Below are 24,454 nucleotides of genomic sequence, written 5' to 3'. Positions count from 1 at the left end.
AGGTAATAACGTGTTTTGGCTTAAAAGCCTTTTTTCAATCAATAGTATGGGTAAATCTTTTCAAGTCATTTTGGCTTTGCTCGGAGCCATTTTTACTTGGAAATGGGCTGCCCCATACATAGATGCTAATGCACCTCAGCATCTATTTTTCACTGTCTGCTATCTGGCGATCTGGTGGGCGTTTGCTTTTATTGTCATCGCTTTTTTTAAAGCTATCGCGAGGGCGTCTAATGGTGTGGCTAGAGAGTACATACTAGAGAAGCAAGCAGACAGTTTTTTAGAGAAAGAAGCTGAGCACCTTCAAGGTATGATCGCCTTTCTTGGGGAAGAAGAAAAAGCTCTTGTTTTCAGAGTTTATGAAGAAGGTCCGATCAAAATGCCGACGCTTTCTCAACCGGTACACCGCTTAATACAAAATGGGTTTCTACTAAAAAAATACAGCGTCAATGAAGATTTTCTAGTTTGCCAAATGACTAAAGCTGGACGGCAAGCTGTCCATCGCTTTAAAAAATTTGCATAAATACGTCTTGGAGAAGTAGTCATGGCGGAACAAGAAATATTTGGTGCTATTTTCGTTGATACTTCTATTTTCATGAAAGAAGGGTTTAGGTTTGGTGGCCCTAAACTTTCTTTGCTGAAACAATTCCACGATACACCACAGCACCTTTTAGTTGTTGACGTTTTATGTGCAGAGCTGAAAAGGAAGTTTAAGCAAAAGGTAGAGGAAAGTAATGATAATTTGAAAAGCGCTTTGAATAATGCAAAAAAAACGTTTTTGTCTCAGGAGCAATATGATTTTGCTTCTAGCGTTGTTCTTACAGACGATGGCTTGAAATCATATTGTGAAAGCGTTGTTGATAATTTTTTTGAAGGGTGCGATAGCAGAAATATTAATGTAAGCGATTTTGTCAATGTGGAAAGAGTTTTTAGCTCTTATTTTGAGCAGACCCCACCATTTGCTAAAGGCAAAAAAGAAAAAGAGTTTCCTGATGCATTTGCGCTTTTTGCTGTTGATCAATGGGCGGAAGATAATGAAGTAAAAGTAATAGTGGTTTCTCAGGATAAAGATTGGCAAAATTACTGTACTTCCTCAGAATGTTTGATCGCTTATCAAGATTTAGGCGATGCCTTAAATATGATTCAAAGTGTAGATAATGTGGATTACTACTCGATCAAGCTTGACGCTTATCTTTCTGATGGAAATGGTTTTGACTTGCTAGATAATGCAGCAGGTATTTTTAGAAATTTTTTGGAAATCAATGCTATACCTGTAGACGCTACAAGCCGGTTTTATTTCGACCATGGCACGCTAGAGGTACATGATTGTAACGCTAGATTTTGGGGCAATCATTTTAAGGATAGCTTGAAAATAGTTTCTTCTGGAAAAGATGAATTCGTAGTAAGTATCACTATTGAAATTGAATACAATGTATCTTGTATGTTCAGCTTTGAAAATCATGATAGAGAAGGCTCTTTATATATCGGCGGCAGCGATGAGGAAAGGTTGTTCAGCGATAATATAGAGGTCTTGGTTTACTGCTCTGTCAGCGATGATACTGCCTTTATCGATGATATTGAATTAAGTAATCTGCCTCACTATATGGACTTTGGAGAAATTGAGCCCGATTTTAGCTAGTTTTTTATGGCTCAATCTATACTTCATAAAGTATTTTTGAGCTTTTCTACTAAAGCGGGGCTATGTTTCAACTTCGTCTCACATGCCCATATCACCACCACATTCCATCCCTCATTCTCCAGCTTGATCTGGTGCTCCAGATCCCGTACCCGGTTCCGTTCCAGCTTGGGCAGCCAGTAGTCCGGGTTGGATTTCGGCAGCCGGGCGTCCTTGCAGTCCGGATCCGGGTGCTGATGCCAGAAGCACCCATGTACGAAGATCACCGTCCTGTATTTGGGCAGCACGATGTCCGGTTTGCCGGGCAGGTCCTTGCGGTGCAGGCGGAAGCGGTACCCCATTTGATGCAGCAGGCGGCGTACCACCATTTCAGGTGAGGTGTTCTTGCTGCGGATCGCCCGCATGTTGGCGCTGCGGCGCTCAGGTGAGATGTTATCCATCGTTCTTGTATGGTAGGCATCTGAAGTAGCGTCAAGCGGCAGCCACCCCCATCGGGTGGCTGCCTGTTTTTGTTGCAGGTACTTCAAGGGGGGCCGGGTGACGACAGCGCAGGAAGTGGTGAAGCGTTTTACGCGGTCAGGCAGTTCGGGAGAAGAGCAGCTGCTTAAAAACGGTATTACACAGCGAGATCCAGCGGCAGGTCGCTGATATCTTTCAGGCGCTTGCCTTCGACCATGATGTTTAGCATGTCGATGGCCTGATCCATCTCCAGCTCTTTGAGGGTCTCTTGCAGCTCATATAGCGCAAAATGATAGACGCAGTCGATATCACCGGTGCCCAGGGCGATGGAAACGAGGCGGCTTGGCATGGGTTCGGCGGTAACGACTACCACATGCGGCAGACGCCCCTTGCGGTTGCGTATCAGATTGAGCGCCTCTGAACGGGCGTTTTGGGCGCGGTCACTACGAAGCGTCCATTTGCAGGAGATGCTGGCGTGCAGCAGTGGCCGACCGTTGTTGCTGTGACGCAGGCTGGCAAGTCGGCTGACTTTATCATCTACCAGCAGTTCATGTGCGTTGATGTGCTCATCGCTTTCCGGATAGCGGGCGACGACGATATCGGGGGTTATGGTGTAGTCGCTGCCAAGCGCGGCTGCAAGGGCCGGATTGTTATTCGCAGCATCATTGAGCGCAACCAGATGGGCGTACTGATCGTATTTTGCGATTTCGAGCCGGTTACGCCCTTTCACTTGGTGGACGTCCCATGTGCCCGGACGCAGATGATTCAGCTTACAAAAGGTGTTTTTGACGAATTGGCTGCAGGCATCCTCGAACTGATTGCCAGAGGTCTGGCCGGCAATTCGCTCCCCGATTACTTCTGCTTTCAAGCGATCTGCAATGCCCAAAGCAATTTTGATGCTGCTTTTGTAGCCTTTATCAGCATTGCTAGGGATGCCCTTGTCGTTGATGGTCAGGGTCTTTTTGAGCAAAGAGGCATGAAAGGCTGTGCGGGCGAAGTCGAACTCGGAGTGGGGCATGGGCTGTCTTTGTGCTGATGGTTTTGAACTTCAAAAGGCACCCGGCTTCTTTGAGCCGGGTGCCTTTATAAAGCGCCGCTGAAATACAAGCGTTTACATTAGCACTCAGGCAACCACTTCAGCAGCCTTGAATATGGTTTTTGTTGAGAGGGCTGCGAAGATCTGCTTGCCAACGGCTTCTGCCACGGGTGGCGGGAAGGCGTTGCCGATCTGGCGGTAGGCGGCAGTCTTGCGGCCGAAAAACTGCCAGTCATCCGGAAAGCCCTGGATGCGAGCGGTCATTTTGGCGGTCAGGCGCGGCATGCCTTCAAAGTCCGGCTCGGGCGGGGCGTCCCATAGGCCGTGGCCGTCAACGCTGAGGGTCGCCCAGGCACGCTTGGCGCGGGTAGGGCCAAGGTCAGGGCCGCCATGCTTTTTGGAGCCGCCGACCAGTGTGGGGGCGATATCGTTGGCCAGTTCGCGCCATTCATCGGCGCCTTTCCAGCCGTTTTCCTTCATCAGGTCGTGCAGCAAGGCGCCCACGGTTAGAGGCGGCAGCTTGTGCGGTTCTGGCCAGCTGAATTTGTCGGCCAGCTTTTTCTTGATGGCCACACAGATCACGCGCGGGCGCAGCTGAGAAACGCCGTAGTCAGAGGCATTGAGCAGTTTCCATTGGGCCTTGTAGCCAAGACTTTCCAGACGGCCAACGATCTGGGCGCGGTAGTCTTCAAATTTGGGGTCCAGCAAGCCGCGGACGTTTTCCAGCATGACAGCTTGGGGGCGGCATTCGTCCACAATTCTAAGAGCTTCGGGGAACAGATCGCGCTCGTCTTCTGCACCAAGACGTTTGCCTGCCATGGAGAAGGGCGGGCAGGGCACGCCGCCGGCCATCAGATCTACACCGGGCAGCAGGACAGCACTGAAGTCCCGCACGTCGCCTTCAACCACATTCCAGTGCGGGCGGTTTAGCCTGAGCGTTTGGCAGGCGGGTGCTTCGAACTCAACGAGGTTGACGTGCTCGAAACCGGCCCTTTCCAGGCCAAGCGCCTGACCACCGGCGCCACTGCATATTTCAATAGAGGTGAATTGGCTCATGCCTGCTCCGTCACGGATTCGTTTTGCTTTTCATCATCACGGCGGGCAAACAGGCTCGTTTGACGGCCATCATGATGCTGCTTTGCGTACATGCGCATAAATTCGCGCAGTACGTCAGAAGCAGGTCTGTCCTCGGCACGGCAAGCGCTGAGAAAAGCTTCTCTTAGCTCCCGCTCGACTCTGATTCTGAGTCCGACGTCCTTGGATGACATAAAATTCTGCTCATGGATACACATGTGTGTATCCATTTTACCGCTCTTTCATCAGCCGAGGCCAAGAGAGTTGTAAAGTTTTGTTGTTGCAACGCGTTATATAACCTGCATTATACTGTATGCAAATACAGTTGGCAGTCTTTTACGATGCATGTGAACTACCTTGGCCCGCTCTGCTTCCAGCCTGAACATCCTTCTCTGCGTGGTTATGACCTCAGCCATTTTCCCAATAGCTGCTATGCCGTCTGTGTCGGAGAAGATGCCGGCGTAAACGGACCTTTGATCGAAGGCGACATACTGATTGTTGATGAGTCGAGGGTACCCGGCCATGGGGATCTGGTACTGGCCGAGGTCGAAAGCGGGCAGCGGTTGTTTCATTACTGGCGTCCCGGTTATCGCACGCTGCTGCGGCCGCTGAAGGAGGGGCGTTCGTGGGAGGCGAAAGCGGATCGATTGCGGGGTGTGGTGGTGAGTCTGCTCAGGCAGTACGCTGCCTGAGCCCTAAGCAGAGTGGTTCAGCCAAATAGGGTGGTCACAGACTGTGGCAGTGAGGCGCCCTGGCTTTTCCGGAGTGAGTAGAAGACACGTTGTGAGTCCTTACGGGTATCGACGAGCCCAGCATCACGGAGCACCTTGAGATGCTGCGACAGCGCCGACTGCCCAAGAGCGATCCATTCATTGATCTGCCCCACCTGCATTTCTCCCTCGGCGGCCAATATCTTGAGCACTCGGTATCTATCCGGATGCGCCATGGCTCTGAAGATTTTCACTTCGTGGTCGTGCTGATCATCAATAGCCGGATGATTGCCGATAGGCAGACTAGTAGTAATGCTCAAGATGTGTTCCTTTTTGTGCTCGATTGATTTTGTATCGACGCGGCGAGGATGAAGTTGAGTTACGTAGCCAGCTTTTGATACAAAAAATTATTAACTCAAGTTATTTGGCGAGCCTGCCGATTTCATGTTGTAGGTGCCACATGGGTGCTCAAAACGTACCGTTGTTGAAAACACAAAGTTCATAGGGCGTTACATGGAAAGGTTTGATATCGGGCAGTTTATGGCTTTCGAAAAAAAAATTACTGAAGCGATAGAGGTGATACTAAAGCCTGAGCTTGACAAATTATTTTTCTACGAGTTTAAGGTTCAGAGGTTCAATGCTGGCGAAAGATCCATGTTGGATCTTTATTATCAAATGGACGAAAAGTCTCAAAAATCTTTGTTGATTAGAATTAGATTTCTTCATCCAGAAAGGGAGTTACAAATTCCGAATATACTTCTTCCAGAGCAAATGAGATGGCGGCGTTTGGGGAAGCGCACAATAAAGAGCGTTTTCGACTGTTGTACCTCTAAAGAGTATGAACTCTGTATCGTCGAAATGACTCCAAGTTTTCATCAGCGGTTGTTGGATCGTAATGCGCTGGAAGTCGATGAGGATACAGTACAGATTACCCATGAGACAGAGCTTGAAAAAGATATAGGCAGTCCGCTTATGGGATATTATTAGATTTTTATGGCTTTTCATTTGCCTGCGATCTAAAGCGTTTTTTTCACTTTTGGATTGTTAGATAACTTTTAGCTATCCCATCGGTACCGTTTGATTTAACTGCAGCGCGATGGGATAGAGGTAAAGCAATAAAATTAGTGCATCATTGATGATGCTGTTTCGGCTACTTTTAATAAAGATATGGTTCTACAGCGCTTGCACGAGAGGGCCCCCAAGCGCCTGCAAATTCCCGATAGAGATCATCAGGAGCATAGCCCTTTTCATTGGCAATCTCGTCGATATAGTCCTTATAGGCGATCGCCTCAGTGCCAATGATTTCACCACCTTTCATGGCGAGCTCGACCATTTTATCCAAGGTTTTATAAACGCCATCCTTTGGGCTGTCGACAATTCCTGTCATATAGCCAGCAGCTTCATGAGCCATATTGTCGTTGTGAACGTTTCCAATCATGGCTTCGAGCTTTTCTGAGTCACGATCTTGCGAACCCAGTTCGCGATATTCCTCAAATATTGAACGGTGAGTAGCGTCACCTCTAAATGCAGGACCATTTCTAAGCGCTTGCAGCGCTATGTCACGTTCATAGTCAGCCCTTGCATCAAAATCATCATCCATACCGAAATCCTCATACAGCGGTTCCAATGTGGCCGAAACTCAAGCCAAGCGTAAGGGAATACGTAGCCAGATGCCCTTTAAACGAGTATTGGTACTCATGGCTTTTTTTCAAGGAAGGCACCGCGGTCGGTCAATTTTTTGAGCGATCTAGTCAAATTTTTGTAGTTTCGCAGCTAATGCGTGTGACATAGCCTCCTTCATTCAATGAGTCTTCTACTCTGGTAACTAGCCACCCAATGTCATCGATCTGTGCTTTCCAGCCGCGCAGAGTGACGGGCGTTTCGGGCGTAATGTCCGCGCGCCCATGGGCTATGGTCAGTTCAAACTCTGCCATGCCGCGCTGGATGCGGCGTAACTCTGATTTTGCGGCTTCGAGGGCGTCGGCCTCTGATGCATAGGTGGCCCGCAAATCCTTGAACTTTTCCCCCTCTCCGGCGATGGCCGTCTGCCTTTTGCTTCCTGCCTTGTCGTTCCAGTGCGCGCGCACGCCGGTGTAGCTGTCACGATCGGTCTGGCTGTAACGGTGCTGGTCGCCGTCGCGTCGGGTGAGCGTGACGCCGGGCAGGGCGATGCCGCTGGCCGTGAGCGCTTCACCGGCAAGCGTGAACAGCATCCGTTCGGACTTGATCGCGGCGATGGCGTCATAACGCTGGCCCAGCCGGGTCAGGAAATTGAGATCGCTCTCATCAGTCTGGTCGATATGGCCCAGCCGGATGCCGTGCAGAGTGTCGCCGACCACCGGGGTAAGCTGGTGGCGCTTGGCGATGGTGTCGACGATGTCGCCCAGGGTGATGTCATGCCAGCTTTGACTGCGCTTGCCGGGCAGCAGGTTGCGCATGTCGGCGGCGCGGACGCGGATGGTGAGCTGGTCCGGGCTGCCGCTGTGCTCGATCTCATCGACGACAAACACGCCCCGGTCGAGCAGGCCCTCATCCTGCCAGCCGATGGAAACGGTGAGCTTTGCGCCCTTGGGCGGCAGTTCGAGCTGGCCATCGTGATCGGCCAGCGCGAGGTCGAGCTGGTCGGCCTCCTGCCCGCGCTGGCTGGTGATGCGCAGATTGATCAGGCGGCCATTGATGCGCGGCGTGATGTCCTGCCCGGCGATGGTGATGCGGTAGCCGGGGCGGCGATATTGCGGCTGCTCTCTCATACAAATGCCCCGACCAGCCGGGCGCCGGTGTAGAGGGTCAGATCCCCGATCATGTCGGTGCGCTCGTCATCGACGTGCTCCAGCGTGAGACTGAACTCGATTTTCGCGGCGGCGCCGTCGCGGTAGAGCGTGCTCGATGTCTCATCAACGCCGGTGATCACCCATAGGCCGTACTGCCTGCCCGTGCCCTCGACCAGTGGCCATGCCTGCCCCTGATCGGCCATTTCGCGGATCTCGTCGAGATCCAGACGCCCGCCCGTGAACTCGGGCAGCAGGGTGCCCGAGAGGGTGATGGTATCGGCACCGGGGCCGATGAACTGATAAGCGGCCCGGTCGCCGACACGCGACTGGCTGGCGTGTCGCCACTCGGTGCGGCGCTGCAGTTCCTGGTAAGGTACCGTATGCGTTTCAAATACGAACATTCCGAGAGCCATGAGCATTAAACATCCCCCGAGTGAAGAAAAAATGGATAGTTTGGGCGTGCTTCTCTACGTCTGTCTGTCAGGGCTGTTGGCATCAGTAATGATTGAAGTACTTGAGCGTCTGGGCATTCTTTATAAAGCCTATGTTTTGATTGGTGCTGCGGATATCTCAGGCCTGTTGGTCTTCATCGCAGTAGCGATTTCATTACCCCTTATCAACAACCCAAGAAAATTCGTGGTTATTGCCATTTTCGTTCATGGGCTATTGCTATCGCTGATGCAGGTTTGTATCAAAAATGCCCATATTTTCGGCTTCAATGAGCCTTCGAGTCAGAAGGAGTTGGAAGTTTTCCATACTGTTTTAACCTATGGTTTTTTGATCGCCTTCGTCGGAATCTTGGTTTTATCTGTTTTGGGAGTGCTGCTGATTACTCTCGATCCAACATCGAAGACCTCTGACGCGCCGACCGCTCCCGTTCCCTCCGATCTAGCTCGCGACTTACGGCTTTCGCGATCGCGTGCTCGTCGCTCCCGGGTGGGGCGTTGATCGTGATGGTGTAGTGGCTGGTCGAGTGGTCCTGATAGCCGGGCGCTGCCGCCTGTGATGCCAGCGGGGGCCGGTTATCAAACCGGATCGGCTCGCTGGCCGTGATCGAGGGCATGGCCGCTGCCGGTAGCGCCATGGCGCCGAGCGCCAGCCCGGCACCGGCAGCGCGGACGCGGCTGGCGATGTCGGTGATGCTTTTCGCGGGATCATCGCGCTGGCGATCGAGACCGAGGGTCAGGCCGTCAACGGTGTGGCCACCGAGTGCGGCGAACACGCGCGAGGGCGAGTGAATATCCAGCTTGTCCTTGAACCAGCCTGTGACGCTGTCGGCGATACCGACCACGCTATTTTTCAGCTCGCCGAGCTTGCCGAACAGACCGCCAATCAGGCCATCGATGATCGTCCCGCCGAGTGACTTGAACTGCTCGGGCACTTCGATGCCGAGCGCTGACAGCGCACTGGTGATGCCCCTTTGCAGCAGGCCCAGCGGCGACCAGCCGAGGATCAATCGCGAAATGCCAGCGATACCCCCATCAAACGCGGCTTTCACGTCCTGCCATCGCTGGCTGAACCATTCGCTGATCGCGCCCCAGTTTTTGTAGACGAGGTACGCAGCACCGGCGAGCGCGGCCACAGCAGCGACGATGCCCAGAATGATCCACGTCATCGGGTTGGTGAGCAGGGCCAGCCCGGCCTTGCCGATGGCACTGGCCATGGTCAGAAATCCTTTCCCGGTAGCGATCAGCCCCTTGCCCAGCGCGGGCAGAATTTTGCTGGTCAGCGAATAAACCTTGCCGCCGAATCCGCCGGTCTTGATGCCCAGCATGTTGAGCCCCAGACGCACGGTGACGATGGGGCCGAGCATCGAGGCCAGCATGATGGTGAAGGCGCCGCCGGCGGCGACCTTGGCGATGGTGCCGGCCAGCTTCGGGTTTTCCTTGATCCAGTTGCCGACCGCTCGGGTGATGTCCGTGATTGACTGGATGAGATCGCGCAGGGCGCCATCGTTGGTATCGGTGATGCTTATACCGACTTCCTCCCACGCCGAGCGCAGGTTTTTGAGATCGCCGCCGATGTTGTCGGCCATGACGCTGGCCATCTCGGCGTTTTCACCATATGACTTGCTCAGGTTGTCGATCAGCTTATCCAGCTGGCCGCTGCTCATCTGATTGACCAGTTCGGCCATGCCGCTGCCGGCCTCGGCACCAAACAGCTCTTGCAGCGCGGCCTTGCGCTCGACATTGCCCATGTCTGCCGTGGCGGCGTTGATGTCGCGCAGGATGTCGGGCATCGCGCGCATGTTGCCCTCGGCGTCAGCGACCTTGAGCCCCAGATCGTCCATGACAGCGGATGCGGCGGCGGTGGGTTTGGTCAGGCGGTCCATCATGGCACGCATGGTGGTGCCGGCCTGGCTGCCCTGAATGCCGATGTTCCCCAGCAGGCCGGCCATGGCGCCGGCTTCTTCCAGCGTCAGGCCCAGATCGGACCCGGCGCCGAGGTACTTCATGGTTTCGCCGAGCATTTCCAGATCGACGTTCGCCCGACTGGCCGTGCCTGACAGCACGTCAGCGACGCGCTGCATGCCGCCGGCGGCCTCGACATCAATCTTGAATCCGCCGGCGATGTTGGAGGCAATATCGGCAGTGCGGCCCAGCTCGGTGTTATTGGCCAGCGCGAGGTTCAGAACGTCACGCATGGATGACTGGATGGCCTCGGCGCTCATGCCTGCGCGCAGCAGGAATTCCTGACCGCTGCCGACCTCCCCGGAACTGAATGCGGTGGAGCCGCCGAGGTCGCGGGATTGCTGTTTCAGCGCCTCGAATCTTTCATCGTCAGCCGAGAACCGGCCCACCGCCTGAACGGTGCTCATCTGCTCGCCCCAGCCGATGCCGGGGGCGAGCAGGCGCGCGCCGCCGTATAGCGCTGCACCGCCGGTGGCGAGTCCGGTAAATCCGGCGCTGCGCATGGTGTTGGCACGCCCGAGGCCGCGCTGGTACCGATCCGCCGCCTGCTGGGCCTTTTTCTGCGCCTGCGTGACCTCGTTCATGCGGCGCTTTTGAGTCTCCAGCGCCTCATTGGCCTGCCGGATCTGGCCGACGAGGCGTTTCTCGCTGCCGGATAGATTATCGGTGCTGGTGCCGCCGGCTCTCAGACTGGTGCGCAGCTCGCCGAGCCGACGGCGCTGATCGCCGAGGGTGGAGTTGAGGCGTTCGACTTCATGCTGGGCCTTGAGGAATTTCTGCTGGAATTGCTCGGTGGGCGCTTTGGTCGCCTTGAGTTCGCTGCGCAGGTTGCGCATGCGCTCCTGCGCTTGTGCGAGTGCCTCGCTGTTGTCGCGGGTGGCGCTCTTGAGCTTGCGAAACGAGGACAGGTCTTTCTGCTGGCGTTCGAGCTGGCGCAGCTGATCGCGCGAGGCTTTCAGGGCTTCGGCGGTTTTGCCGCTGCCTTGGGTGATTTTCTTGAGTGGGCCGGTGGCTTTATCGACTGCGTCGAGAATGACCTGCAGCTTGAGATCGCGCGCCATGAGAGTTCTCGGGATTGGATCGCTTACGGGCGCGCTCGCGCCAGTCCATCAGTTCGCGCAGGCTGAACTCTGCGCAGTCGGCGGGGGTCCAGTGAAACACGATGGCCAGATCAGCCATCGCGTCCTCGACTGAGGCGGGCAGGTTTATGCGGCTTCGCCCTTCACCCGCTTCGAGACCAAAAAACCTGCGATCTCGCCGCCGAGCTGGACCAGATCGGCGGGGTCCATCTGGCGCGCTTCATGGTCGGTGAGGCTGGGCACGGACAGGCGCGGGATCAGCTTCATGATCGCGTCGGTCTGCAGCTGCAGTACGTCGGAGAGATTGACGCCGCGCAGTTCGCCGGCGCTGGGCTTGCGCACGCTGATGCTGTCAATGGTCTGCTCGCCGCGAACGATGGGCGTATCCAGCTCGATAGCCTCACTGACGTGGGCGGTGTTGGTGGCTTTCTCTTTGGCCTGGGCCATGGTCTTTCTCCAGTTGATGCGCGGCACCTTCGCGCCGCCTGCGATGAAATAAACCAGCACCACATAAATGCTCCCTGCCCAGCTGGGGTAATCCTCGATTACGCTGAGCATGTAAGCCCACGGCGCGAGGATGGTCAGGAAGGCGCAGCACAGGCCACGGGTAGCATTCATGCGGTGTTTCCTTGTTCAGATGCCGAGGGCGCGGCGGCGGGCCGCGTGGCGGTCGGTGCCGTTGACCTTGAACACGTTGTTAGGCAGATCGATCTCGATCTTGGTGGCGCCATCAATCACGAGCTTGTAATAGCTCAGCGTGGTGGTGATCTGGTGTTCGGTGTTCTCACCCGATTGAGCGTCGCCGAGGTCGATCTCGGTGTGACGGCCACGCATGACCACCTCGACGGCCACGACCTCATCGACGTCGTCGCGCTCGTAGCTGCCGGTCATGCGCAGCAGGTCGGCGTCGATGCGTGAACTGCCGTAGTTATCAAAGATGCTTTCGATCAGGCCGCCGACCGTCCACTGGCACGTCATGAGGCCGTCCTGTCCCATGTCAATGCCGACGGGGCCGTCCATGCCGCCGCCGCGCCATTCCTCGATCTTGCGGGTGAGAGTGGGCAGCGTGACGGACTGGATCACGCCTTGATACGAATCGCCGTTACCGAACAGGTTCAGGCCCTTGAGCTTTTTGGGTAGTGCCATGGTTTATCTCCTGCTCAGCCGGCGTTCACGCGGTCGGCGAAATCGGCCAGATAGGTATCGGTGATGCGCTGCTGAAAGCCGAGGTCTTCCAGCGGGGGCACCGGGGTGTAGTCGTAATCGATGCGCAGCTTGCCGGCCTTGAGCGAGGTCTCGTCGTTGAGTTCCTCATTCAGCCAGGCGGTGCCGTCGACGATCAGGCCGAGGCTTTTCAGCTCCGAAAACTTGGCGTTGACGCCTTCGATGATGTCGCGGGCCAGCGAGGGGTGCAGGGGCTTATCCACTGCCCACATATGCGCCTCGGCGATGGAGTCGGCGAGGATCTGCGCGGTGCGGGTGTAGTTCTCGAACGCAAAGAGGCTGGTCGGCCCAGCGCAGGTACGCGAGCCCCAGAACCGGAAGCCGTCACGCTGGATCAGCGTGGTGATGTCGGCGGCATTGAGTAGGCCGGCGTCGGTGTTGGGGTTTTGCAGCGACCAGAACACGTCTGCACTGATGCCGGTCACGCCGTTGACGGCGACGTTCGAGAGCGTTTTGTGCCAGCCGATCTCCTGATCGATTTTGGCGCGTAGACCGAGGGCGCAGGCCACAGCGCTGATCGTCATGGTTTCAGCGGCGGCCACGTCGAACGCCTCGAACTCGGGCCAGATCAACATCAGCTCACGGGCACCGAACTGGTCGCGGTAGGCGGTGACATCGCTGATGGTGGTGCAGTCGTGGGCGTAGCTGTAGACGAACGCGCGCAGATCCTGCGCGATGCTGACCAGCGCGGTGGTGACGGCCTGATTGTCGAGCCCCGGTGCGCCGAGGATGCGCGGGGTAACGCCGAGTGCGGCGCTGGCCGACAGCAGCGCCTGCGCGCCGGTGCGTCGGCCCGATTCGTCGACGGTGCCGATGACGTTGGCCGTGGTTTCGTCAGCGTCGGCGCCTTCTTCGACGCGGACCGCGACAATAATCGGCTTGGTCTGGGATTCGATGGCTGTCAGCGTGCGGCGCAGGGTGCCCCTGGTGCCGGCTTTGCCGATGGCCGTGGAAACGTTGGTGATGAGCGTCGCGCGATTGAGCGGGAAGGCTTGCGCGTCAGCATCGGCGCCGGTGCAGACAATGCCGATGACGGCGGTCGAGACCGTGCGGATAATGCGGGTGCCGTCGTTGATCTCAACGACGCGAACCCCGTGGTGGTTTTGGTCGAGTGCCATGATATGTCCTGATCAGGAAGCGGGCAGGGTGATCCAGTGATGTGGTGACATGGTGTGTGGTGATGCGGGGCAGGGCGAGCGGCGGGCGTTGTAAAAGCGGGCGTTACAAGCTAGAGGTGCTTTAAGCAGATAGGAGGAAGCATGGAGACATTTGCCACGATTTTATCGGGCGTCATTGTATTCGTATTGGGCCAGTTGATGATGCGCTTTGTGATAGAGCCTGCTGCGGATCTGAAAAGAGAGCTTGGCTCGATCACTAACACCTTTCTTGAGAGAGCAAACGGCGAGCACAGTGTGGGTTTAAGGTCTGATGATTCTTCCATCTTGCTAAGGCAGCACGCGGCCAAGCTAATGCAAGGGTTATGGTCTATTCCCATGTATCACCGGGTGCGTATATTTTTTGGTCTTCCTCCAGCCGAACATATTGTTCAAGCTGCGCGGGATTTGAACGTTATAGCTCGCTTTATTGATGAGCTGGCAGAGAACGCAAAAAAACAAAGGGCTGATGAGGTCAGCTATAAGATTCATGGAGAAATCCATGACGCTATCCAGAGCCTCGCTGATAACTTGGGCATAGCTGTCTTTCTTGGCAGCATTACAAGGCTTCTTGATCCCCCTGAACAGTCATAAAAAAGCCCGGCATGGCCGGGCTTTTGACATGGATATGGGTTAGGCGTCGGCGGTCGTGGCCAGCGCTTCGAGCTGATCAACAAAGGGCCGCGCGGTTTCCATGAAGTCGGCATCATCACTGGCATCACGGATCGCGGCTTTACCCGCAAGGCGGATACGGCGCACGTCCTGCAGCCGCTCCTGCACCCGCGCGGCGGCTTCGGCGATCTGCTGCGCGGCGTCCTCGACGGTCAGCCCTTCGGCGGTGGCGTAGCTCTGGATCGACTCGGGCACCTCGGCGTCGGGATGCGCGCGGTAGTCGGCCAGTGCCTGGGCGACCAGCTGATACTCGGCATCGAGATACCGCCCGACGGATCGGTCGGAGGCGCGGGCGCGGTCGGCGGTGGCGTCGATCCAGTTGACGGCCTGTGCGCGTCGGGCATAGGCGGCCTGCTCACCTATCGCTACCCATTGGGGCATACCAGCGGTATCAGGAGACCGAACCATCCCCTCGGGAGGGGGATTCACGCCGAACTCGTCGTAAATCACCTTGCTGACTTCCCTTGCGTCAGCGGGCCACGTCCCGGCGTCTTCGTAACGGCTCCGGGTAATCGAGGGATAGAGCATGTTCCGCTGCGGGCTGTAGAAATATTTCATGCCGTTAGTACCCTATTGCGCGCCAGTGGAATGTCATTTCGGTCGACCACTCGCCTGTCAGAGCGATCTGGGTTCTGCCTACGGGTGCGCACCCCGTATTGCGGTCGTTGACCGCGTTACCCTGGGTTTGCCGGTAACTACAAAACGGGATAAGAAACGAGTTCGGAAACTCGATGGGCAGGTCCACCACGCGCCCCGCAGGGGGATTGGCCACGTTGACAACGCCCCACTGCAGAACCAGCCCGCCGATCCATTTGGGAAACATCACATAGCCGGTCGTGCTGAGTCGATACGCTATCCCGAACCTCAGCCTGTCAGCCGTGACGACTCTTTCGGCGGTACCGGCATTCACTTCCGATTGCGTGGCAATGTTCGCCCACGCGGCTGATCCCAGCGCCTGCTTCAGCTCGGCAGCCCCTGCGATTTTCCCTGCCGTACCCGATATCAGCTCTGCGACCGTGGCGCGATCTTCCGATGTGAGTACCGCAACCCAGCCTTTCCATGAGGCACCACTGCACGCGTTATAAAACATGTGCCGATTGCTATCGATCACGATGATGGCGCAGTCAGCGGTGGTGCCCCGCGACAGATAGATCACCTGCCCGTACTCATGCGCACCTTCCGGGTAATTCCGGGGCTTTGACCCGGTGACGGTGTACAGCTCATTGTGCGGAGGTAGCGCCAGCAGATCGTCGGAGCTGGTCAACCTGGTACCGCCAGATCCGATCCCGAATGCACCCACCTCCATCACATTTCCCACGGCCCTGCCTACGGTCTTTCGCGCAGCGTTGCCGAGGTTAAACAGCACGCTCCAGAGCTTTGTCGCACCCGCAAACACGGGAAGCTCTTCGTTCAGTTTGATGCTTGAGGCGACGTGCGCGTCTTCTTCCTTACGGTGATCGTCGAGCTGGGCCATGCCGCCGGCGGGTGTCTGGGCGGCTTTCGCTTCTTCCCCCTTTTTCGACTCCGCTACCGTGGCATACCGCGCGAAACCCTTGTTTTTGGTATCGGCATCGGGATGGTTTCGGCTCTTGGCATGTGCATCGAGCTGATCATCGACGTACTTGCGCGAGGCCATGACCACGCTGGGGTCGATCCGCAGCGTCACCGCGCTGGTGTCGGTGGTCTCCATCACGAATCTGATCGTCTGGGTACGGCTTGAGCCCTCCGATAATTGGGGCTTGTAGGTCTCGGGATAGTTGCCGTAGGCGACCAGATTGCCGTCGGTGTCATAGAGGCCGACCTCGCGAATCGTCCAGCCACCGACGTCCGGCGGCAGTACCTGTTCAGCGATAATCCAGTTCGGGTTATCCGGATCGGTGGTGATCTGATTGATTGGGCCTCGGCGCACCTCGTTGACCAGGCGCGTGACGGATGCATCAGGCGAGGGCAGTTTGCCTCCGCCATCTCCGATGGCCATGGTCGCAATGGTCAGCGGCTCATTGTAGGCAATGGCATTGGATATCAGCCCCTGACCGATCTTCGTCGGCAGTGTAAAAAATTGGCTCATATGGCCTCGCTCATCATGGGGTAGATGGTGGTGGTGTCGAATGTCTCGACCGTGGCGCCGAGATAGATCAGGCCATGGGAGGTGATGAATTCGGGGGCGTAGGGGTAGACGGTGGTGGTGTCGCCATCGTGGGTGGCCATGCCAATGTAGATTTTGCCGCGTGTCTCGCCGAGCAGATCGAGGCCGATGATGTGGCGGGTCAGTGGTTTGGCGTCGAACACCAGCCGGGTCAGCTCTGAGTACATCTCGTCGGTAATGCCGGTATCCAGCACACCGATGCGCAGGGCGAACGTGCCGGGCTCACCCTCGGGCACCATTTGCCACCATTCCTCGACTTCGAGCAGATAGCCGAGCGGCTCGACGACGCGGCGCAATGCCGAAATCGTGCCCTTGCGCGAGTGGACATAGAACGCGGATCGCACAACACCGCGCTTGGTGGCCTCACTCCATGTGGTGTCCCAGCGGTCGACCGAAAACGCCCAGGCGAGATAGGGCAGCAGGGGCAGCGGGCAGTCATCGGGACTCATGAGCGTGCGCAGCGGTACCGGCACGCGCTCGAGATCGGCCAGCGCCTCGGCGGCGAGGCGTTCCAGCTCGGTGCTGTTGGGCGGCAGCAATCTACTCATCATTGCCCCCGAGCGTCAGGGTGACGCCGGTGCAGTGCGAGGCCTGGCTGTCATCGAGCACCACATCGGCCGCAGGGCTTTGCAGCTCGACGCGCTGGACGCCTTCGACGTGCAGGGCGGCGTAGAACGCCGACAGGCGAATATCGCGCCCGAGCCGGCGCTGCTCGGCGACGTAGGCTGATGCCCTGGCATTTGAGGCGGCCATTATTGGCTCCTGCTCGGGGCCGGGGTAGAGATAGAGCGTGGCCTCAATCGCATAGTCGACGATCTCGGCGGACTGGACGGTAAGCCGGTCGCCAACCGGGCGCACGTCTTCGGCAGACAGGGCGGTCTGCACAATATCGAGCAGATCCTGCGTGGCCTCGCCGGTGCCGAGCTGTGACAGCACGGTGACGACAGCCACGCAGGGACTGGGGCTGACGGCGGTGGCATCGGACACTCGTCCATCAGCAGAGAGCGCGTGGAACACATAGGCGCCGGTCGGGCCGGCGACGCTCAGCCCCTCGAATGCCCGCTGGGCGCGCAGGCGCAGGCGGGTATCGCTCTCAAACGTCGGCGGTACCGGCGGCACGGCGTCGGGATCACCCGGATCGATCATCAGGCGCTCGACATTGACGTTTGCGGCCAAATTGTCGAGATCAGCACCTGTATTTAACGCGAGCATGCAGGCCCTGGCGGCTTCATTGACGCGCTGGCGCAGCACGACCTCGCGATAGGCGTTTTCTTCCAGCAGCTTGGTGATCGGCTCGGATTCCAGTGCGAGACGGGCGGTGATGTCGTCGCGCTCGTTTTCCGGGTAGAGCGAGATCAGCCATGCCTTGCGTGAGGCCAATATGGTCTCGTAATCGATTACCTCGACAATGTCCGGTGCGGGCAGCTGGGAGAGATCAATCGGGCTGCTCATGTGTCACCCCTTAGTGGAACGGTCAGGTCGATGTTTTCCCCGGTATCCACCCGGCGGCCGGTGATGGTCAGCAGCAGGCGACCCGGGCGGTCGGGATCGATGAGGCGCTGCACCTGCTGGACCCTTAAACGCGGCTCCCATTTCATCAGCGCCACGACAGTCGCAGAGTAAGCGCGCAGGGCGGTGGCGCCGTTGAGCGGCTGGTCGATGAGATCCGGCAGCAGGCTGCCGTACTCGCGGCGCATGACGCGTGAACCGATGGGCGTGGTGAGGATGTCGCCGACGCTTTGGCGGATATGCTCATTGCCGGACAGGCGCGCGCCGGTGTGGCGATTCATACCGCTCATTGCGGTGGCCCCGAGGTATCCGAGCCGGATTTAACGCCGGTGGTTTTGTGATTGACCAGGCTGATGCCGGACGCGGTGACATCGGCGGGCGTGGTGATGGCCTCAGAAACATGCAGCGTGCCGGTGATCGTGACCGGGCCAGTGACGGCAACGCCGGCAGGGGCGGTAATGGCCGCCGAGCCGGGCAGGGCGGCGCGCAGGTGGCTGGCCGCGTGGTCGTACTCGATCACGGCGCCGTCGGGCATATTCCAACGGGTCAGGTTCGGGTTACTTGACGGGGCCGGATGGGCATTGCTGTTGATGGCGCCCAGCACCACGGCCCCGGCCAGTTCGCCGCCGGGGGCAAGCAGCAGCACCTGCTCGCCCTGGGTGGGCGGGTTCCATGTGCGGGTTTGCCCGGCGCGGGTCTCGCACCATGGCAGCCAATCGGTGAGCAGCTCGCCAGTGTTGACGCGAACACGCGCGGCGGCGTGATCGATCTCGGCAACGGTACCGAGGCGGATCAGGTTCTGAAGGAGACGGGCGAGTTCGACGGGATGCATCGGCGCTCCGGGCAGTAAGTGAAAATATGCACCTATCGTCCGAAGCCAAGCACTATTTTGCTATCAAGAAGCGTTGTAAAAGGGGGCTTTACAAGTCTGGCTCAGAGGATTTGCCAGCCGAATTCTGACCAGATGTACTCGAGAGATTTTTTCTCTTTTCCGTCCAAACTAGAAAAACAGCATTCAAATTTTAATTTTGAACCAATTATTGCTTTTTCGATGTTGGTGTTTGGAAATTGATTTTGCAGGAATCTCAGCGTAGGTATTCTTCTAGCCCGATCATCTTCAGCCTGTAACAGATAATGCTCTTCAAATAGGTTGGGTATTTTTTGATATCCATCTCCGAAGTCTATCTGGGCTTTAAGTTTGAGCTTCTCGCAGTCCACTGAACCCAAGTTTTTGTAATCAAATAGAGTTTGATGTACGTTTTCGGCTACTAATACATTGTTATCTACGACATTGCCTTGACCATTTAAAGCTGCAATCCTTATTTTTGGTTTTTGCGAGACTTTAAATGCACGTAAGTTTATCCAATAAGCATAGATGGCGAAGCTGGCAGCAATCATTGTGCCTACCGATGCCGATAGCGTAATGGTGTGGCCTATTTTGTCAGATAAAGAGATACAGGTATTAGAAATGAAACATGTCGCGATAGCGCCGCATATGAGGATAAATAGAGTAATTGAGAATGGAGTTTTCATCGCTACAGGGTTCCTCCCACAGATTTCCAAAAAGATGCCCCATTTTATGGGGCATCTTTTTGATTAGCGAATGCCGAGGCGGTCGCGGGCGGCGGTCAGCCGGGGCTGGTAGCGCCGGGCTAGGGAGGCGCCTTCGGATAGGTGGCCGTAGAGGCTGGGGCCGATCGGTGACTGGAGGTGTTCGAACATCTCGCGCAGGTGGTACTGCCGGTAGAGTTCGTGCAGGCGCAGCATGTGGCTGCACAGGGCGTAGAGGTTGACCTGATCGGCCTCGTCCAGGGTGTCGTCGTTGGCCGGGGCGGGGAGCCATTGGCCATCCAATGCACAGGCGGCGATGAAGTTGCAGGCACTTTCCAGCTCGGTGGCGGGGATCATCTCAGCGCGGGGCACGTTAAAGCGGGTATGCACCAGACTCCAGAGCTTGGCGCGGGCCTGCCGTTTGGTGGCGCCGGGCAGCACGTTGATCTTCTTGCCAATCAGCTCGTGGAGAATATGCAGGCCATCGGTGCCGATGGTCGCGGTGGCAATGTCATAACGGCCGTGCTGACGAATGGCCGGCAGCACTTCGGCGGTGACCCACTTCTTGAAGCGCTTCGCCTCGGCCTTGCGCGAGCGCAGGATCGCAGAGTAGAGGCCAGACTCGCTTATCAGGGCAACTCCTCTGGGACCAAAACCGACGATTTGTCGGTTTTGCACTTCGTCGTCATCCAGCTTACGTGTCATCGCCTGCGCATCGGTATAGAGCAGGGCAGATGCCACATCCATGGCAACGAACCACGGCTGATCGTCAATCAGCAGCGTGCGGACTTCTTGGGTATCGAACTGGAAAGGCAGGATCTGGGCGGTAGCGGTCATAGTGAAGCTCCAATGTTGCTGATTGGAGTTCGCCGCCATCCTCTCACCGATGGGGGCGAACCGTACGCGGGGTGAGAGACCGGGGCAACATAGGAAACCCGGCACACCCGAAGGTGTCCCGCGCACGGCCCGCCATAACTGACAGGCGCAAAAAAAGCGCCAAGTGGCGCCGTGCGCCTTGTTGCAGATTCGGGCTCTCACACCCGTTCGCTGATTTTGCAGCGATAGAGAGATAGTGGCGTACTAGACGCGATTTTGCAATTACGATGAGAAATGCGGGGGGGAGGGATCAGGAGGTGAAGAAGGCGACCAGCTCGCGGCAGGTCTTGAGGGTCTTGGCGGCTTCCTTATAGGTCATCGGTCGATTCCACTCATAATCAGCACGGTGGCGCAGCCTTTTGACCATGTTGAGCTGATTGCCCCTTCTAGCCAGATCCGGTTTATCTATGAGTGCCTCGATAACTTTCTGGTGGGCAGCGCCATGGCCTACATCCACGTCATTGCGGCTGCAGTAATCACGGGCGGTAAGGAAAGCCGCGTAGTAGGCGCGGTTGACGACGCTGCGCAAGCGGGGCTGTTCGGTATCAGGGGCTGAGAGAAGCTCATGGGCAATGTCGAGTAGACGTTCAGGCATCAAGAAGCTTTAGCCTCTACCGTGCCGACAAAGTCTCTCACAAGTACGCCAACGCTTTTATTCAAAGATGCGCTCACTCTGCTGCGATCGGAGAGCATATCCAGCAAAGCGTCATCAAGCCTATCCACCTGTTCACTATCCAAGTCGATGCCAATTTCTAACAGGATTTCATTGCTGTCGTCATCGTATTGCTCCACATCCATGCCTGTACCGAAGCGTATGTCAGAGCGACCTTCAAGGATGGGCCTTATCAGTTCATGAATATTTTGGATGTGACTTTGATATTCGTCGTTAGTAATGCCATGTCTGCTCAATACAGCAATCGCTGAGCCGTGAAGGGCTTTCATCTCATGATGATTATCGCTACCCAGCTTATCAAGCTGATCAAGAACTTCCCCATACAATGTCAAATCGGCTGCATGCCAAGAGTTATGCAGGATATGAGTTAGCAGGCGCGGGTTAGTGCTATCAGCTTCGAAAGCCTTGCGGTTCAATCTTGTGGCGAGTGTGACGTTGAGGGCGTGCAGGCTTTCCAAGGCAAAATTGACATATATGCTTTCAGGATGAGCAAGGATACGCATCTCCAGCAATGATTCTACGGCCGCGTCAAAACTTGCAAAATCTCTTTCCCATAGCGCCGTGAATGCTGTTTGAGCCAGCTGGCTTTCATCGCTTTGATCGAAGGTGCTCAGCGTCTTGCGTAAGCGTCGCTCATCCAGTGCTGTGATGTTGCCACGGTGTTCTTCCATACGCCTAAGCTCTTTCAATGCCTTTGTGATGACATTGGCACGTGGTTGTGGCTGAGCCATGGGAGCACCTGAGAGGTAAAAGAGGGTATTACGGCAAACGTGAAGCTTATCTTCGATGCTTTTGTCTTGATCGTCAATTTTGTCCATTGCTTTAGACGCCGTTCAGATGATCGAGCATGGAGTCGCGCAGCACGGTGCGGTCGTGATCGGTGAAGCCGAGCAGCTCGCGCTGTTCGTACTGCACGCGGGGGCCGTTGATCGCGACGCGATCCCGCAGGCCGAACTGGTGGGTCTTGGCGATGCTGGCCACGCGACCGAAAAAGCCGACTTCGACCCCGTTGGCACTGGTGCGCACGCGCAGATATTTGGCGGTGCGCAGCTTGCCGAACATGGCTTTCCGACGAATGGCGCCTTTCTGGTCCTGCGATTTACGCGGGGCGTAGCGGGTGCCGTCGGGGTTTTTCTGGGCCTTGATGCGTTCGCGCTGGGCGCGTCGCAGGTCGGTGGCCACCACCCGCGCCAATCTCCTGCGCTCCTTGGCATCCAGTTTGGCCAGTAAGGGCGCGGCCCAGTCTTCGAGGCGTTCGATGTTGTCAGCCATTGAATCCACCTTGCGGGCCTTGCCACTCGGCGACCTGCTCATATTCACCGCCGGCGTTATCGTCCCTGATCAGCAGCTGCCAGCGCTCTGTTGGACACCGCTCGGTGTCAAAGCGAGGCATGCGGTGGTGGGCGTGGATCTGGCCGGTCGTGCAGTCGCGTTTGGCGACGACGCGCTCGTTGATCTGAACGCGCAGGGCGAGATCGACGGCGTCATTGTTGAGGATCTCGGCCTCGAACCTGACGGCCTCGGCGGGCACCAGATCGGGCTGGTATACCGCGAGCCAGTCGAGCAGCGGGATCATGATGGTGTCGATGTCGTCGGCGAAATCGGTCAGCACGATCTGTGCGGTGAACGTGTAGCCATGTGAGAGGTTCGGGCCGGGGGCAAACTCGATGGTGCCGTCCTCGACGAACGTCAGCAGCTGGTCGGGGTTGCGCTGCAGGTGGGGCACGGCATCGAGCAGGTGCTGGCGCAGGGCGGTGAGCTTTTTCATGGTGCGACCTCATGACAGGCGATGACGGCGTCGACCTCGGCGGCGCAGCTTGCCCAGGCGGCCTCGGTGCGTTCGAGCTGCAGGTGCAGTTCGCCGTTATTGGCCGGGTGGCTTGCCGGCAGGGTGCAGGGCGTCGGGGTTGCGCACTGATTGACGATAAGCGTCGGCGCCGGTGACGGCGGGGCGCTGGCGCAGCCGGATAACAGCGTCAGGCAGGCGAGTGTCGGCCCAATCTTTCGTGTCGGTGTCATCGCGCTGGATCTCCCTGATCTGTTCGAGGCGATTGGAGGCGGTGCGGGTCAGCTCGGTCTGTTGTTCATCGAGCGCCCGGCGCTGGGATTCGAGGCGCCGGGCGTTATCCCACAGGGCGTCGATCACCACCTGCCGGCGCTGGTTTTCCTGCTCAGCGGTGTCGCGTTGCTGGGCGATCCGGTCCGCGCGGTCATTGGCGGCATTGCCACGCTGCCAGAGCGCCCAGCCGCCGAGGGTGAGGCCGGCGATCAGGGCGACGGTGATGATCAGGCGGTTCATGTGTCGCCCACCGCGTAGCGCAGGTTTTCGGCGACGCGGCGCGACCAGCCCTTGCCGAACGCCTCCCACGTCGATAGTCGGGTATAAAACGCCTGCCGCTCGGCGTTGAGCAGCACGATCAGGGCAAGCGGGTCATGGGCGCTGATGGCTGCCAGCGTAACGGGACCGATGATGCCGTCATCAGCGACGGCAGCGGCGCGCTGCAGCATGCGGATCGCGTTGCCGATGCCGCTGTTCACGGCGATGTCGAACAGCTGATAACCGATGGCGCCGTGGTACTGATCGCAGCGAGCGCGCAGCCAGTAGCCGGTCAGGTAGATCTCGCGGGCGCGGTCACGGGTCAGGTCGCGCATGTCTCCGTGATAGCCGGCTTCGCGTGCGGTACGCTGGGTGATGCCCCATTTGGTGGCGCCGCCGGGATCATTGGGGTGATTGACGTAGCCGCCTTCATGGCCGATCAGGCGTTCGAATGCTTCTGCGAATGTCATGCGTTGACCCTCACGATGCGGGCGACGTTGCCGCGTGCCCGGTAGATGAGCACGGCGCAGACGCCGAGCAGGATCACAAACGACCAGCTGATGGGCAGTGCGATATAGCGCCCGCCCAGAATCTGGATGGCGAGCGTGCCGCTGCCGACGAACAGGCCGTAGGCCAGCCACGAGATATGGCGCCGGAAACGGGCGCCATGGCGGCGGTAGGTGAGCAGCCGACCACAGATGGCCAGCGCGATGAACAGGGCGAGCAGGGTGGGCAGCTGCTGGGGCTGCACCATCATCCACGCGTAGTCCTCGGGCAGAGGCAGCAGGAAAAACGGGGTCATTTTCGGCCTCCCGGAAATAGTCGGCTGATATCCAGCGATTTGACGCCCTCGATCACGCGCAGGCTGAACGTGACCACGGCCACGGCGGTCAGGAATGCGGGCAGGGCGGTGGTGTCCCAGCTGGGCCAGAAATGCCGGGCGAGCGTCGGCCCGACCAGATAGCCCATCAGGATCGAAATCAGCAGATAGATCAGGCGCTCGATAATCGAGAGTTCGCGCGCGCTAACGACGAACAGCGAGGCGCCGGCGAATGCGCCGATCAGGGCGCTGACATCCAGCCCGATCATGAGGCTGGCCAGTGTTAGCCCGGCGGTTCCGGCGGCAACGGCGGTGGTAGAGGGTTCGGCCATGATGTTC

The 24,454-nt window shown here is 57.4% G+C and carries 35 protein-coding genes and 1 pseudogene; 6 read left to right on the top strand and 30 right to left on the bottom strand.

From position 1 onward, the window contains the following. Positions 1 to 10: 10 nt before the first annotated feature. Complete coding sequence (locus KSP9073_RS07180; RefSeq protein WP_133241002.1) at positions 11 to 520, top strand: hypothetical protein; 510 nt, start codon at positions 11 to 13, stop codon at positions 518 to 520. 21 nt (positions 521 to 541) lie between these two features. Further along, a complete protein-coding gene (locus KSP9073_RS07175) occupies positions 542 to 1,636 on the top strand; it encodes a PIN domain-containing protein (RefSeq protein ID WP_108842296.1) in 1,095 nt (364 codons plus the stop codon). A 23-nt stretch (positions 1,637 to 1,659) separates the two neighbouring features. Here KSP9073_RS07175 and KSP9073_RS07170 read toward each other — a convergent pair whose 3' ends face one another. The 4 genes from KSP9073_RS07170 to KSP9073_RS17795 form a co-directional block, all read right to left on the bottom strand. After that, positions 1,660 to 2,160 carry a very short patch repair endonuclease gene (locus KSP9073_RS07170; RefSeq protein ID WP_243409157.1) on the bottom strand — a complete coding sequence of 167 codons (501 nt, stop codon included), beginning with the start codon at positions 2,158 to 2,160 and terminating at the stop codon, positions 1,660 to 1,662. A gap of 89 nt (positions 2,161 to 2,249) precedes the next feature. Then, the gene (locus tag KSP9073_RS07165) at positions 2,250 to 3,110 is read right to left on the bottom strand and encodes an NgoMIV family type II restriction endonuclease (RefSeq protein WP_108842294.1); all 861 of its coding nucleotides are present in this window, start codon (positions 3,108 to 3,110) and stop codon (positions 2,250 to 2,252) included. Positions 3,111 to 3,215: 105 nt separating this feature from the next. Continuing rightward, a complete protein-coding gene (locus KSP9073_RS07160) occupies positions 3,216 to 4,184 on the bottom strand; it encodes a DNA cytosine methyltransferase (protein WP_108842293.1) in 969 nt (322 codons plus the stop codon). Continuing rightward, positions 4,181 to 4,432 carry a hypothetical protein gene (locus KSP9073_RS17795; protein WP_243409156.1) on the bottom strand — a complete coding sequence of 84 codons (252 nt, stop codon included), beginning with the start codon at positions 4,430 to 4,432 and terminating at the stop codon, positions 4,181 to 4,183. Before KSP9073_RS17795 ends, KSP9073_RS07160 begins: the two co-directional genes overlap by 4 nt. A gap of 111 nt (positions 4,433 to 4,543) precedes the next feature. Here KSP9073_RS17795 and KSP9073_RS17490 point away from each other — a divergent pair, with 111 nt between their 5' ends. Beyond that, the gene (locus tag KSP9073_RS17490) at positions 4,544 to 4,894 is read left to right on the top strand and encodes a LexA family protein (protein ID WP_133241001.1); all 351 of its coding nucleotides are present in this window, start codon (positions 4,544 to 4,546) and stop codon (positions 4,892 to 4,894) included. Positions 4,895 to 4,911: 17 nt separating this feature from the next. Here KSP9073_RS17490 and KSP9073_RS07145 read toward each other — a convergent pair whose 3' ends face one another. Next, positions 4,912 to 5,232: an ArsR/SmtB family transcription factor gene (locus KSP9073_RS07145; protein WP_243409155.1), complete on the bottom strand. Its 321-nt coding sequence runs from the start codon at positions 5,230 to 5,232 to the stop codon at positions 4,912 to 4,914. Between the two features lie 193 nt (positions 5,233 to 5,425). On the opposite strand from KSP9073_RS07145, the gene KSP9073_RS07140 reads away from it, so the two are divergent. Next, complete coding sequence (locus KSP9073_RS07140) at positions 5,426 to 5,899, top strand: hypothetical protein (RefSeq protein WP_108842291.1); 474 nt, start codon at positions 5,426 to 5,428, stop codon at positions 5,897 to 5,899. A gap of 169 nt (positions 5,900 to 6,068) precedes the next feature. On the opposite strand, the gene KSP9073_RS07135 is transcribed toward KSP9073_RS07140, so the two are convergent. From KSP9073_RS07135 to KSP9073_RS07125, 3 genes are all read right to left on the bottom strand, one after another. After that, positions 6,069 to 6,512, bottom strand: coding sequence for a hypothetical protein (locus KSP9073_RS07135; protein ID WP_108842290.1), 444 nt, complete (start codon positions 6,510 to 6,512; stop codon positions 6,069 to 6,071). Positions 6,513 to 6,663: 151 nt separating this feature from the next. Beyond that, complete coding sequence (locus tag KSP9073_RS07130) at positions 6,664 to 7,662, bottom strand: phage late control D family protein (protein WP_108842289.1); 999 nt, start codon at positions 7,660 to 7,662, stop codon at positions 6,664 to 6,666. Continuing rightward, on the bottom strand, positions 7,659 to 8,096 hold the full coding sequence (locus KSP9073_RS07125; RefSeq protein WP_243409154.1) for a phage tail protein: 438 nt from the start codon (positions 8,094 to 8,096) through the stop codon (positions 7,659 to 7,661). The genes KSP9073_RS07130 and KSP9073_RS07125 overlap by 4 nt, the downstream gene beginning before the upstream one ends. Here KSP9073_RS07125 and KSP9073_RS17485 point away from each other — a divergent pair. Continuing rightward, positions 8,095 to 8,631, top strand: a complete 537-nt coding sequence (locus tag KSP9073_RS17485; protein ID WP_133241000.1) for a hypothetical protein — start codon at positions 8,095 to 8,097, stop codon at positions 8,629 to 8,631. The two genes, KSP9073_RS07125 and KSP9073_RS17485, sit on opposite strands and share 2 nt — an antisense overlap. Here the strand turns inward: KSP9073_RS17485 and KSP9073_RS07120 are convergent. From KSP9073_RS07120 to KSP9073_RS07100, 5 genes are read right to left on the bottom strand one after another with little or no spacing between them, the layout of a single operon-like run. After that, complete coding sequence (locus tag KSP9073_RS07120; RefSeq protein ID WP_108842287.1) at positions 8,513 to 11,155, bottom strand: phage tail tape measure protein; 2,643 nt, start codon at positions 11,153 to 11,155, stop codon at positions 8,513 to 8,515. The two genes, KSP9073_RS17485 and KSP9073_RS07120, sit on opposite strands and share 119 nt — an antisense overlap. After that, entirely contained in the window at positions 11,109 to 11,273 is a 165-nt protein-coding gene (locus tag KSP9073_RS07115) for a GpE family phage tail protein (protein ID WP_108842286.1), read from the bottom strand. Before KSP9073_RS07115 ends, KSP9073_RS07120 begins: the two co-directional genes overlap by 47 nt. 26 nt (positions 11,274 to 11,299) lie before the next feature. After that, entirely contained in the window at positions 11,300 to 11,791 is a 492-nt protein-coding gene (locus tag KSP9073_RS07110) for a phage tail assembly protein (RefSeq protein WP_207771438.1), read from the bottom strand. Positions 11,792 to 11,806: 15 nt separating this feature from the next. Further along, complete coding sequence (locus KSP9073_RS07105) at positions 11,807 to 12,319, bottom strand: phage major tail tube protein (RefSeq protein WP_108842285.1); 513 nt, start codon at positions 12,317 to 12,319, stop codon at positions 11,807 to 11,809. Positions 12,320 to 12,333: 14 nt separating this feature from the next. Continuing rightward, positions 12,334 to 13,515: a phage tail sheath protein gene (locus KSP9073_RS07100; RefSeq protein WP_108842284.1), complete on the bottom strand. Its 1,182-nt coding sequence runs from the start codon at positions 13,513 to 13,515 to the stop codon at positions 12,334 to 12,336. Positions 13,516 to 13,656: 141 nt separating this feature from the next. On the opposite strand from KSP9073_RS07100, the gene KSP9073_RS07095 reads away from it, so the two are divergent. Next, a complete protein-coding gene (locus tag KSP9073_RS07095; RefSeq protein WP_108842283.1) occupies positions 13,657 to 14,145 on the top strand; it encodes a hypothetical protein in 489 nt (162 codons plus the stop codon). A 39-nt stretch (positions 14,146 to 14,184) separates the two neighbouring features. Here KSP9073_RS07095 and KSP9073_RS07090 read toward each other — a convergent pair whose 3' ends face one another. From KSP9073_RS07090 to KSP9073_RS07010, 17 genes and pseudogenes are all read right to left on the bottom strand, one after another. Further along, a complete protein-coding gene (locus KSP9073_RS07090; protein ID WP_165814192.1) occupies positions 14,185 to 14,652 on the bottom strand; it encodes a hypothetical protein in 468 nt (155 codons plus the stop codon). Positions 14,653 to 14,785: 133 nt separating this feature from the next. Continuing rightward, positions 14,786 to 16,291, bottom strand: a complete 1,506-nt coding sequence (locus KSP9073_RS07085) for a phage tail protein (protein ID WP_108842281.1) — start codon at positions 16,289 to 16,291, stop codon at positions 14,786 to 14,788. After that, positions 16,288 to 16,917 carry a phage tail protein I gene (locus KSP9073_RS07080; protein WP_243409153.1) on the bottom strand — a complete coding sequence of 210 codons (630 nt, stop codon included), beginning with the start codon at positions 16,915 to 16,917 and terminating at the stop codon, positions 16,288 to 16,290. Before KSP9073_RS07080 ends, KSP9073_RS07085 begins: the two co-directional genes overlap by 4 nt. Beyond that, positions 16,910 to 17,821: a baseplate assembly protein gene (locus tag KSP9073_RS07075; RefSeq protein WP_108842279.1), complete on the bottom strand. Its 912-nt coding sequence runs from the start codon at positions 17,819 to 17,821 to the stop codon at positions 16,910 to 16,912. Before KSP9073_RS07075 ends, KSP9073_RS07080 begins: the two co-directional genes overlap by 8 nt. Next, complete coding sequence (locus KSP9073_RS07070; protein WP_243409152.1) at positions 17,818 to 18,159, bottom strand: GPW/gp25 family protein; 342 nt, start codon at positions 18,157 to 18,159, stop codon at positions 17,818 to 17,820. The genes KSP9073_RS07075 and KSP9073_RS07070 overlap by 4 nt, the downstream gene beginning before the upstream one ends. A 5-nt stretch (positions 18,160 to 18,164) precedes the next feature. Continuing rightward, positions 18,165 to 18,710 (bottom strand): phage baseplate assembly protein V, encoded by a 546-nt coding sequence (locus tag KSP9073_RS07065; protein WP_108842277.1) that lies wholly within the window; start codon positions 18,708 to 18,710, stop codon positions 18,165 to 18,167. A gap of 101 nt (positions 18,711 to 18,811) precedes the next feature. Next, entirely contained in the window at positions 18,812 to 19,411 is a 600-nt protein-coding gene (locus tag KSP9073_RS07060) for a hypothetical protein (protein WP_133240998.1), read from the bottom strand. A 63-nt stretch (positions 19,412 to 19,474) separates the two neighbouring features. After that, entirely contained in the window at positions 19,475 to 20,266 is a 792-nt protein-coding gene (locus KSP9073_RS07050; protein ID WP_108842274.1) for a BRO-N domain-containing protein, read from the bottom strand. 289 nt (positions 20,267 to 20,555) lie between these two features. Continuing rightward, positions 20,556 to 20,900 (bottom strand): HEPN domain-containing protein, encoded by a 345-nt coding sequence (locus tag KSP9073_RS07045; protein WP_108842273.1) that lies wholly within the window; start codon positions 20,898 to 20,900, stop codon positions 20,556 to 20,558. Beyond that, positions 20,900 to 21,796: a hypothetical protein gene (locus KSP9073_RS07040; RefSeq protein ID WP_108842272.1), complete on the bottom strand. Its 897-nt coding sequence runs from the start codon at positions 21,794 to 21,796 to the stop codon at positions 20,900 to 20,902. The genes KSP9073_RS07045 and KSP9073_RS07040 overlap by 1 nt, the downstream gene beginning before the upstream one ends. Positions 21,797 to 21,800: 4 nt before the next feature. Continuing rightward, on the bottom strand, positions 21,801 to 22,250 hold the full coding sequence (locus KSP9073_RS07035; RefSeq protein WP_108842271.1) for a phage virion morphogenesis protein: 450 nt from the start codon (positions 22,248 to 22,250) through the stop codon (positions 21,801 to 21,803). Next, positions 22,243 to 22,746, bottom strand: coding sequence for a phage tail protein (locus KSP9073_RS07030; RefSeq protein WP_108842270.1), 504 nt, complete (start codon positions 22,744 to 22,746; stop codon positions 22,243 to 22,245). The genes KSP9073_RS07035 and KSP9073_RS07030 overlap by 8 nt, the downstream gene beginning before the upstream one ends. Further along, on the bottom strand, positions 22,743 to 22,952 hold the full coding sequence (lysC, locus tag KSP9073_RS17930; protein WP_369333032.1) for an Rz1-like lysis system protein LysC: 210 nt from the start codon (positions 22,950 to 22,952) through the stop codon (positions 22,743 to 22,745). Before lysC ends, KSP9073_RS07030 begins: the two co-directional genes overlap by 4 nt. Next, positions 22,873 to 23,277 (bottom strand): annotated as a pseudogene (gene lysB / locus KSP9073_RS07025) (Rz-like lysis system protein LysB); the annotation flags it as partial. The gene lysC and the pseudogene lysB, both read right to left, overlap by 80 nt. Then, entirely contained in the window at positions 23,274 to 23,765 is a 492-nt protein-coding gene (locus tag KSP9073_RS07020) for a glycoside hydrolase family 108 protein (protein ID WP_108842268.1), read from the bottom strand. The pseudogene lysB and the gene KSP9073_RS07020, both read right to left, overlap by 4 nt. Further along, entirely contained in the window at positions 23,762 to 24,097 is a 336-nt protein-coding gene (locus KSP9073_RS07015) for a phage holin family protein (RefSeq protein ID WP_207771437.1), read from the bottom strand. Before KSP9073_RS07015 ends, KSP9073_RS07020 begins: the two co-directional genes overlap by 4 nt. Continuing rightward, positions 24,094 to 24,447 carry a putative holin gene (locus KSP9073_RS07010; RefSeq protein WP_108842267.1) on the bottom strand — a complete coding sequence of 118 codons (354 nt, stop codon included), beginning with the start codon at positions 24,445 to 24,447 and terminating at the stop codon, positions 24,094 to 24,096. The genes KSP9073_RS07015 and KSP9073_RS07010 overlap by 4 nt, the downstream gene beginning before the upstream one ends. Positions 24,448 to 24,454: the final 7 nt, after the last annotated feature.

The sequence above is a fragment of the Kushneria phyllosphaerae genome (assembly GCF_900312995.1).
GTDB classification, from domain to species: domain Bacteria; phylum Pseudomonadota; class Gammaproteobacteria; order Pseudomonadales; family Halomonadaceae; genus Kushneria; species Kushneria phyllosphaerae.
Note: the sequence above shows the minus strand (reverse complement) of the source record. Positions and strands in the feature narration are given on the sequence as shown.

Bases quoted from the DNA above. Each gene is read 5' to 3' on its own strand.
- KSP9073_RS07010 (WP_108842267.1), bottom strand. From the start codon at position 24,447: ATGGCCGAACCCTCTACCACCGCCGTTGCCGCCGGAACCGCCGGGCTA.
- KSP9073_RS17795 (WP_243409156.1), bottom strand. From the start codon at position 4,432: ATGGATACACACATGTGTATCCATGAGCAGAATTTTATGTCATCCAAG.
- KSP9073_RS17485 (WP_133241000.1), top strand. From the start codon at position 8,095: ATGAGCATTAAACATCCCCCGAGTGAAGAAAAAATGGATAGTTTGGGC.
- KSP9073_RS07095 (WP_108842283.1), top strand. From the start codon at position 13,657: ATGGAGACATTTGCCACGATTTTATCGGGCGTCATTGTATTCGTATTG.
- KSP9073_RS17490 (WP_133241001.1), top strand. From the start codon at position 4,544: ATGCATGTGAACTACCTTGGCCCGCTCTGCTTCCAGCCTGAACATCCT.
- KSP9073_RS07045 (WP_108842273.1), bottom strand. From the start codon at position 20,900: ATGCCTGAACGTCTACTCGACATTGCCCATGAGCTTCTCTCAGCCCCT.
- KSP9073_RS07120 (WP_108842287.1), bottom strand. From the start codon at position 11,155: ATGGCGCGCGATCTCAAGCTGCAGGTCATTCTCGACGCAGTCGATAAA.
- KSP9073_RS07130 (WP_108842289.1), bottom strand. From the start codon at position 7,662: ATGAGAGAGCAGCCGCAATATCGCCGCCCCGGCTACCGCATCACCATC.
- KSP9073_RS07135 (WP_108842290.1), bottom strand. From the start codon at position 6,512: ATGGATGATGATTTTGATGCAAGGGCTGACTATGAACGTGACATAGCG.
- KSP9073_RS07035 (WP_108842271.1), bottom strand. From the start codon at position 22,250: ATGGCTGACAACATCGAACGCCTCGAAGACTGGGCCGCGCCCTTACTG.
- KSP9073_RS07125 (WP_243409154.1), bottom strand. From the start codon at position 8,096: ATGGCTCTCGGAATGTTCGTATTTGAAACGCATACGGTACCTTACCAG.
- KSP9073_RS07080 (WP_243409153.1), bottom strand. From the start codon at position 16,917: ATGAGTAGATTGCTGCCGCCCAACAGCACCGAGCTGGAACGCCTCGCC.
- KSP9073_RS07015 (WP_207771437.1), bottom strand. From the start codon at position 24,097: ATGACCCCGTTTTTCCTGCTGCCTCTGCCCGAGGACTACGCGTGGATG.
- KSP9073_RS07050 (WP_108842274.1), bottom strand. From the start codon at position 20,266: ATGACCGCTACCGCCCAGATCCTGCCTTTCCAGTTCGATACCCAAGAA.
- KSP9073_RS07160 (WP_108842293.1), bottom strand. From the start codon at position 4,184: ATGAGCCAATTCACCTCTATTGAAATATGCAGTGGCGCCGGTGGTCAG.
- KSP9073_RS07110 (WP_207771438.1), bottom strand. From the start codon at position 11,791: ATGAATGCTACCCGTGGCCTGTGCTGCGCCTTCCTGACCATCCTCGCG.
- KSP9073_RS07075 (WP_108842279.1), bottom strand. From the start codon at position 17,821: ATGAGCAGCCCGATTGATCTCTCCCAGCTGCCCGCACCGGACATTGTC.
- KSP9073_RS07070 (WP_243409152.1), bottom strand. From the start codon at position 18,159: ATGAATCGCCACACCGGCGCGCGCCTGTCCGGCAATGAGCATATCCGC.
- KSP9073_RS07115 (WP_108842286.1), bottom strand. From the start codon at position 11,273: ATGGCTGATCTGGCCATCGTGTTTCACTGGACCCCCGCCGACTGCGCA.
- KSP9073_RS07030 (WP_108842270.1), bottom strand. From the start codon at position 22,746: ATGAAAAAGCTCACCGCCCTGCGCCAGCACCTGCTCGATGCCGTGCCC.
- KSP9073_RS07105 (WP_108842285.1), bottom strand. From the start codon at position 12,319: ATGGCACTACCCAAAAAGCTCAAGGGCCTGAACCTGTTCGGTAACGGC.
- KSP9073_RS07100 (WP_108842284.1), bottom strand. From the start codon at position 13,515: ATGGCACTCGACCAAAACCACCACGGGGTTCGCGTCGTTGAGATCAAC.
- KSP9073_RS07175 (WP_108842296.1), top strand. From the start codon at position 542: ATGGCGGAACAAGAAATATTTGGTGCTATTTTCGTTGATACTTCTATT.
- KSP9073_RS07140 (WP_108842291.1), top strand. From the start codon at position 5,426: ATGGAAAGGTTTGATATCGGGCAGTTTATGGCTTTCGAAAAAAAAATT.
- KSP9073_RS07065 (WP_108842277.1), bottom strand. From the start codon at position 18,710: ATGCATCCCGTCGAACTCGCCCGTCTCCTTCAGAACCTGATCCGCCTC.
- KSP9073_RS07085 (WP_108842281.1), bottom strand. From the start codon at position 16,291: ATGAGCCAATTTTTTACACTGCCGACGAAGATCGGTCAGGGGCTGATA.
- KSP9073_RS07020 (WP_108842268.1), bottom strand. From the start codon at position 23,765: ATGACATTCGCAGAAGCATTCGAACGCCTGATCGGCCATGAAGGCGGC.
- KSP9073_RS07165 (WP_108842294.1), bottom strand. From the start codon at position 3,110: ATGCCCCACTCCGAGTTCGACTTCGCCCGCACAGCCTTTCATGCCTCT.
- KSP9073_RS07040 (WP_108842272.1), bottom strand. From the start codon at position 21,796: ATGGACAAAATTGACGATCAAGACAAAAGCATCGAAGATAAGCTTCAC.
- KSP9073_RS07060 (WP_133240998.1), bottom strand. From the start codon at position 19,411: ATGAAAACTCCATTCTCAATTACTCTATTTATCCTCATATGCGGCGCT.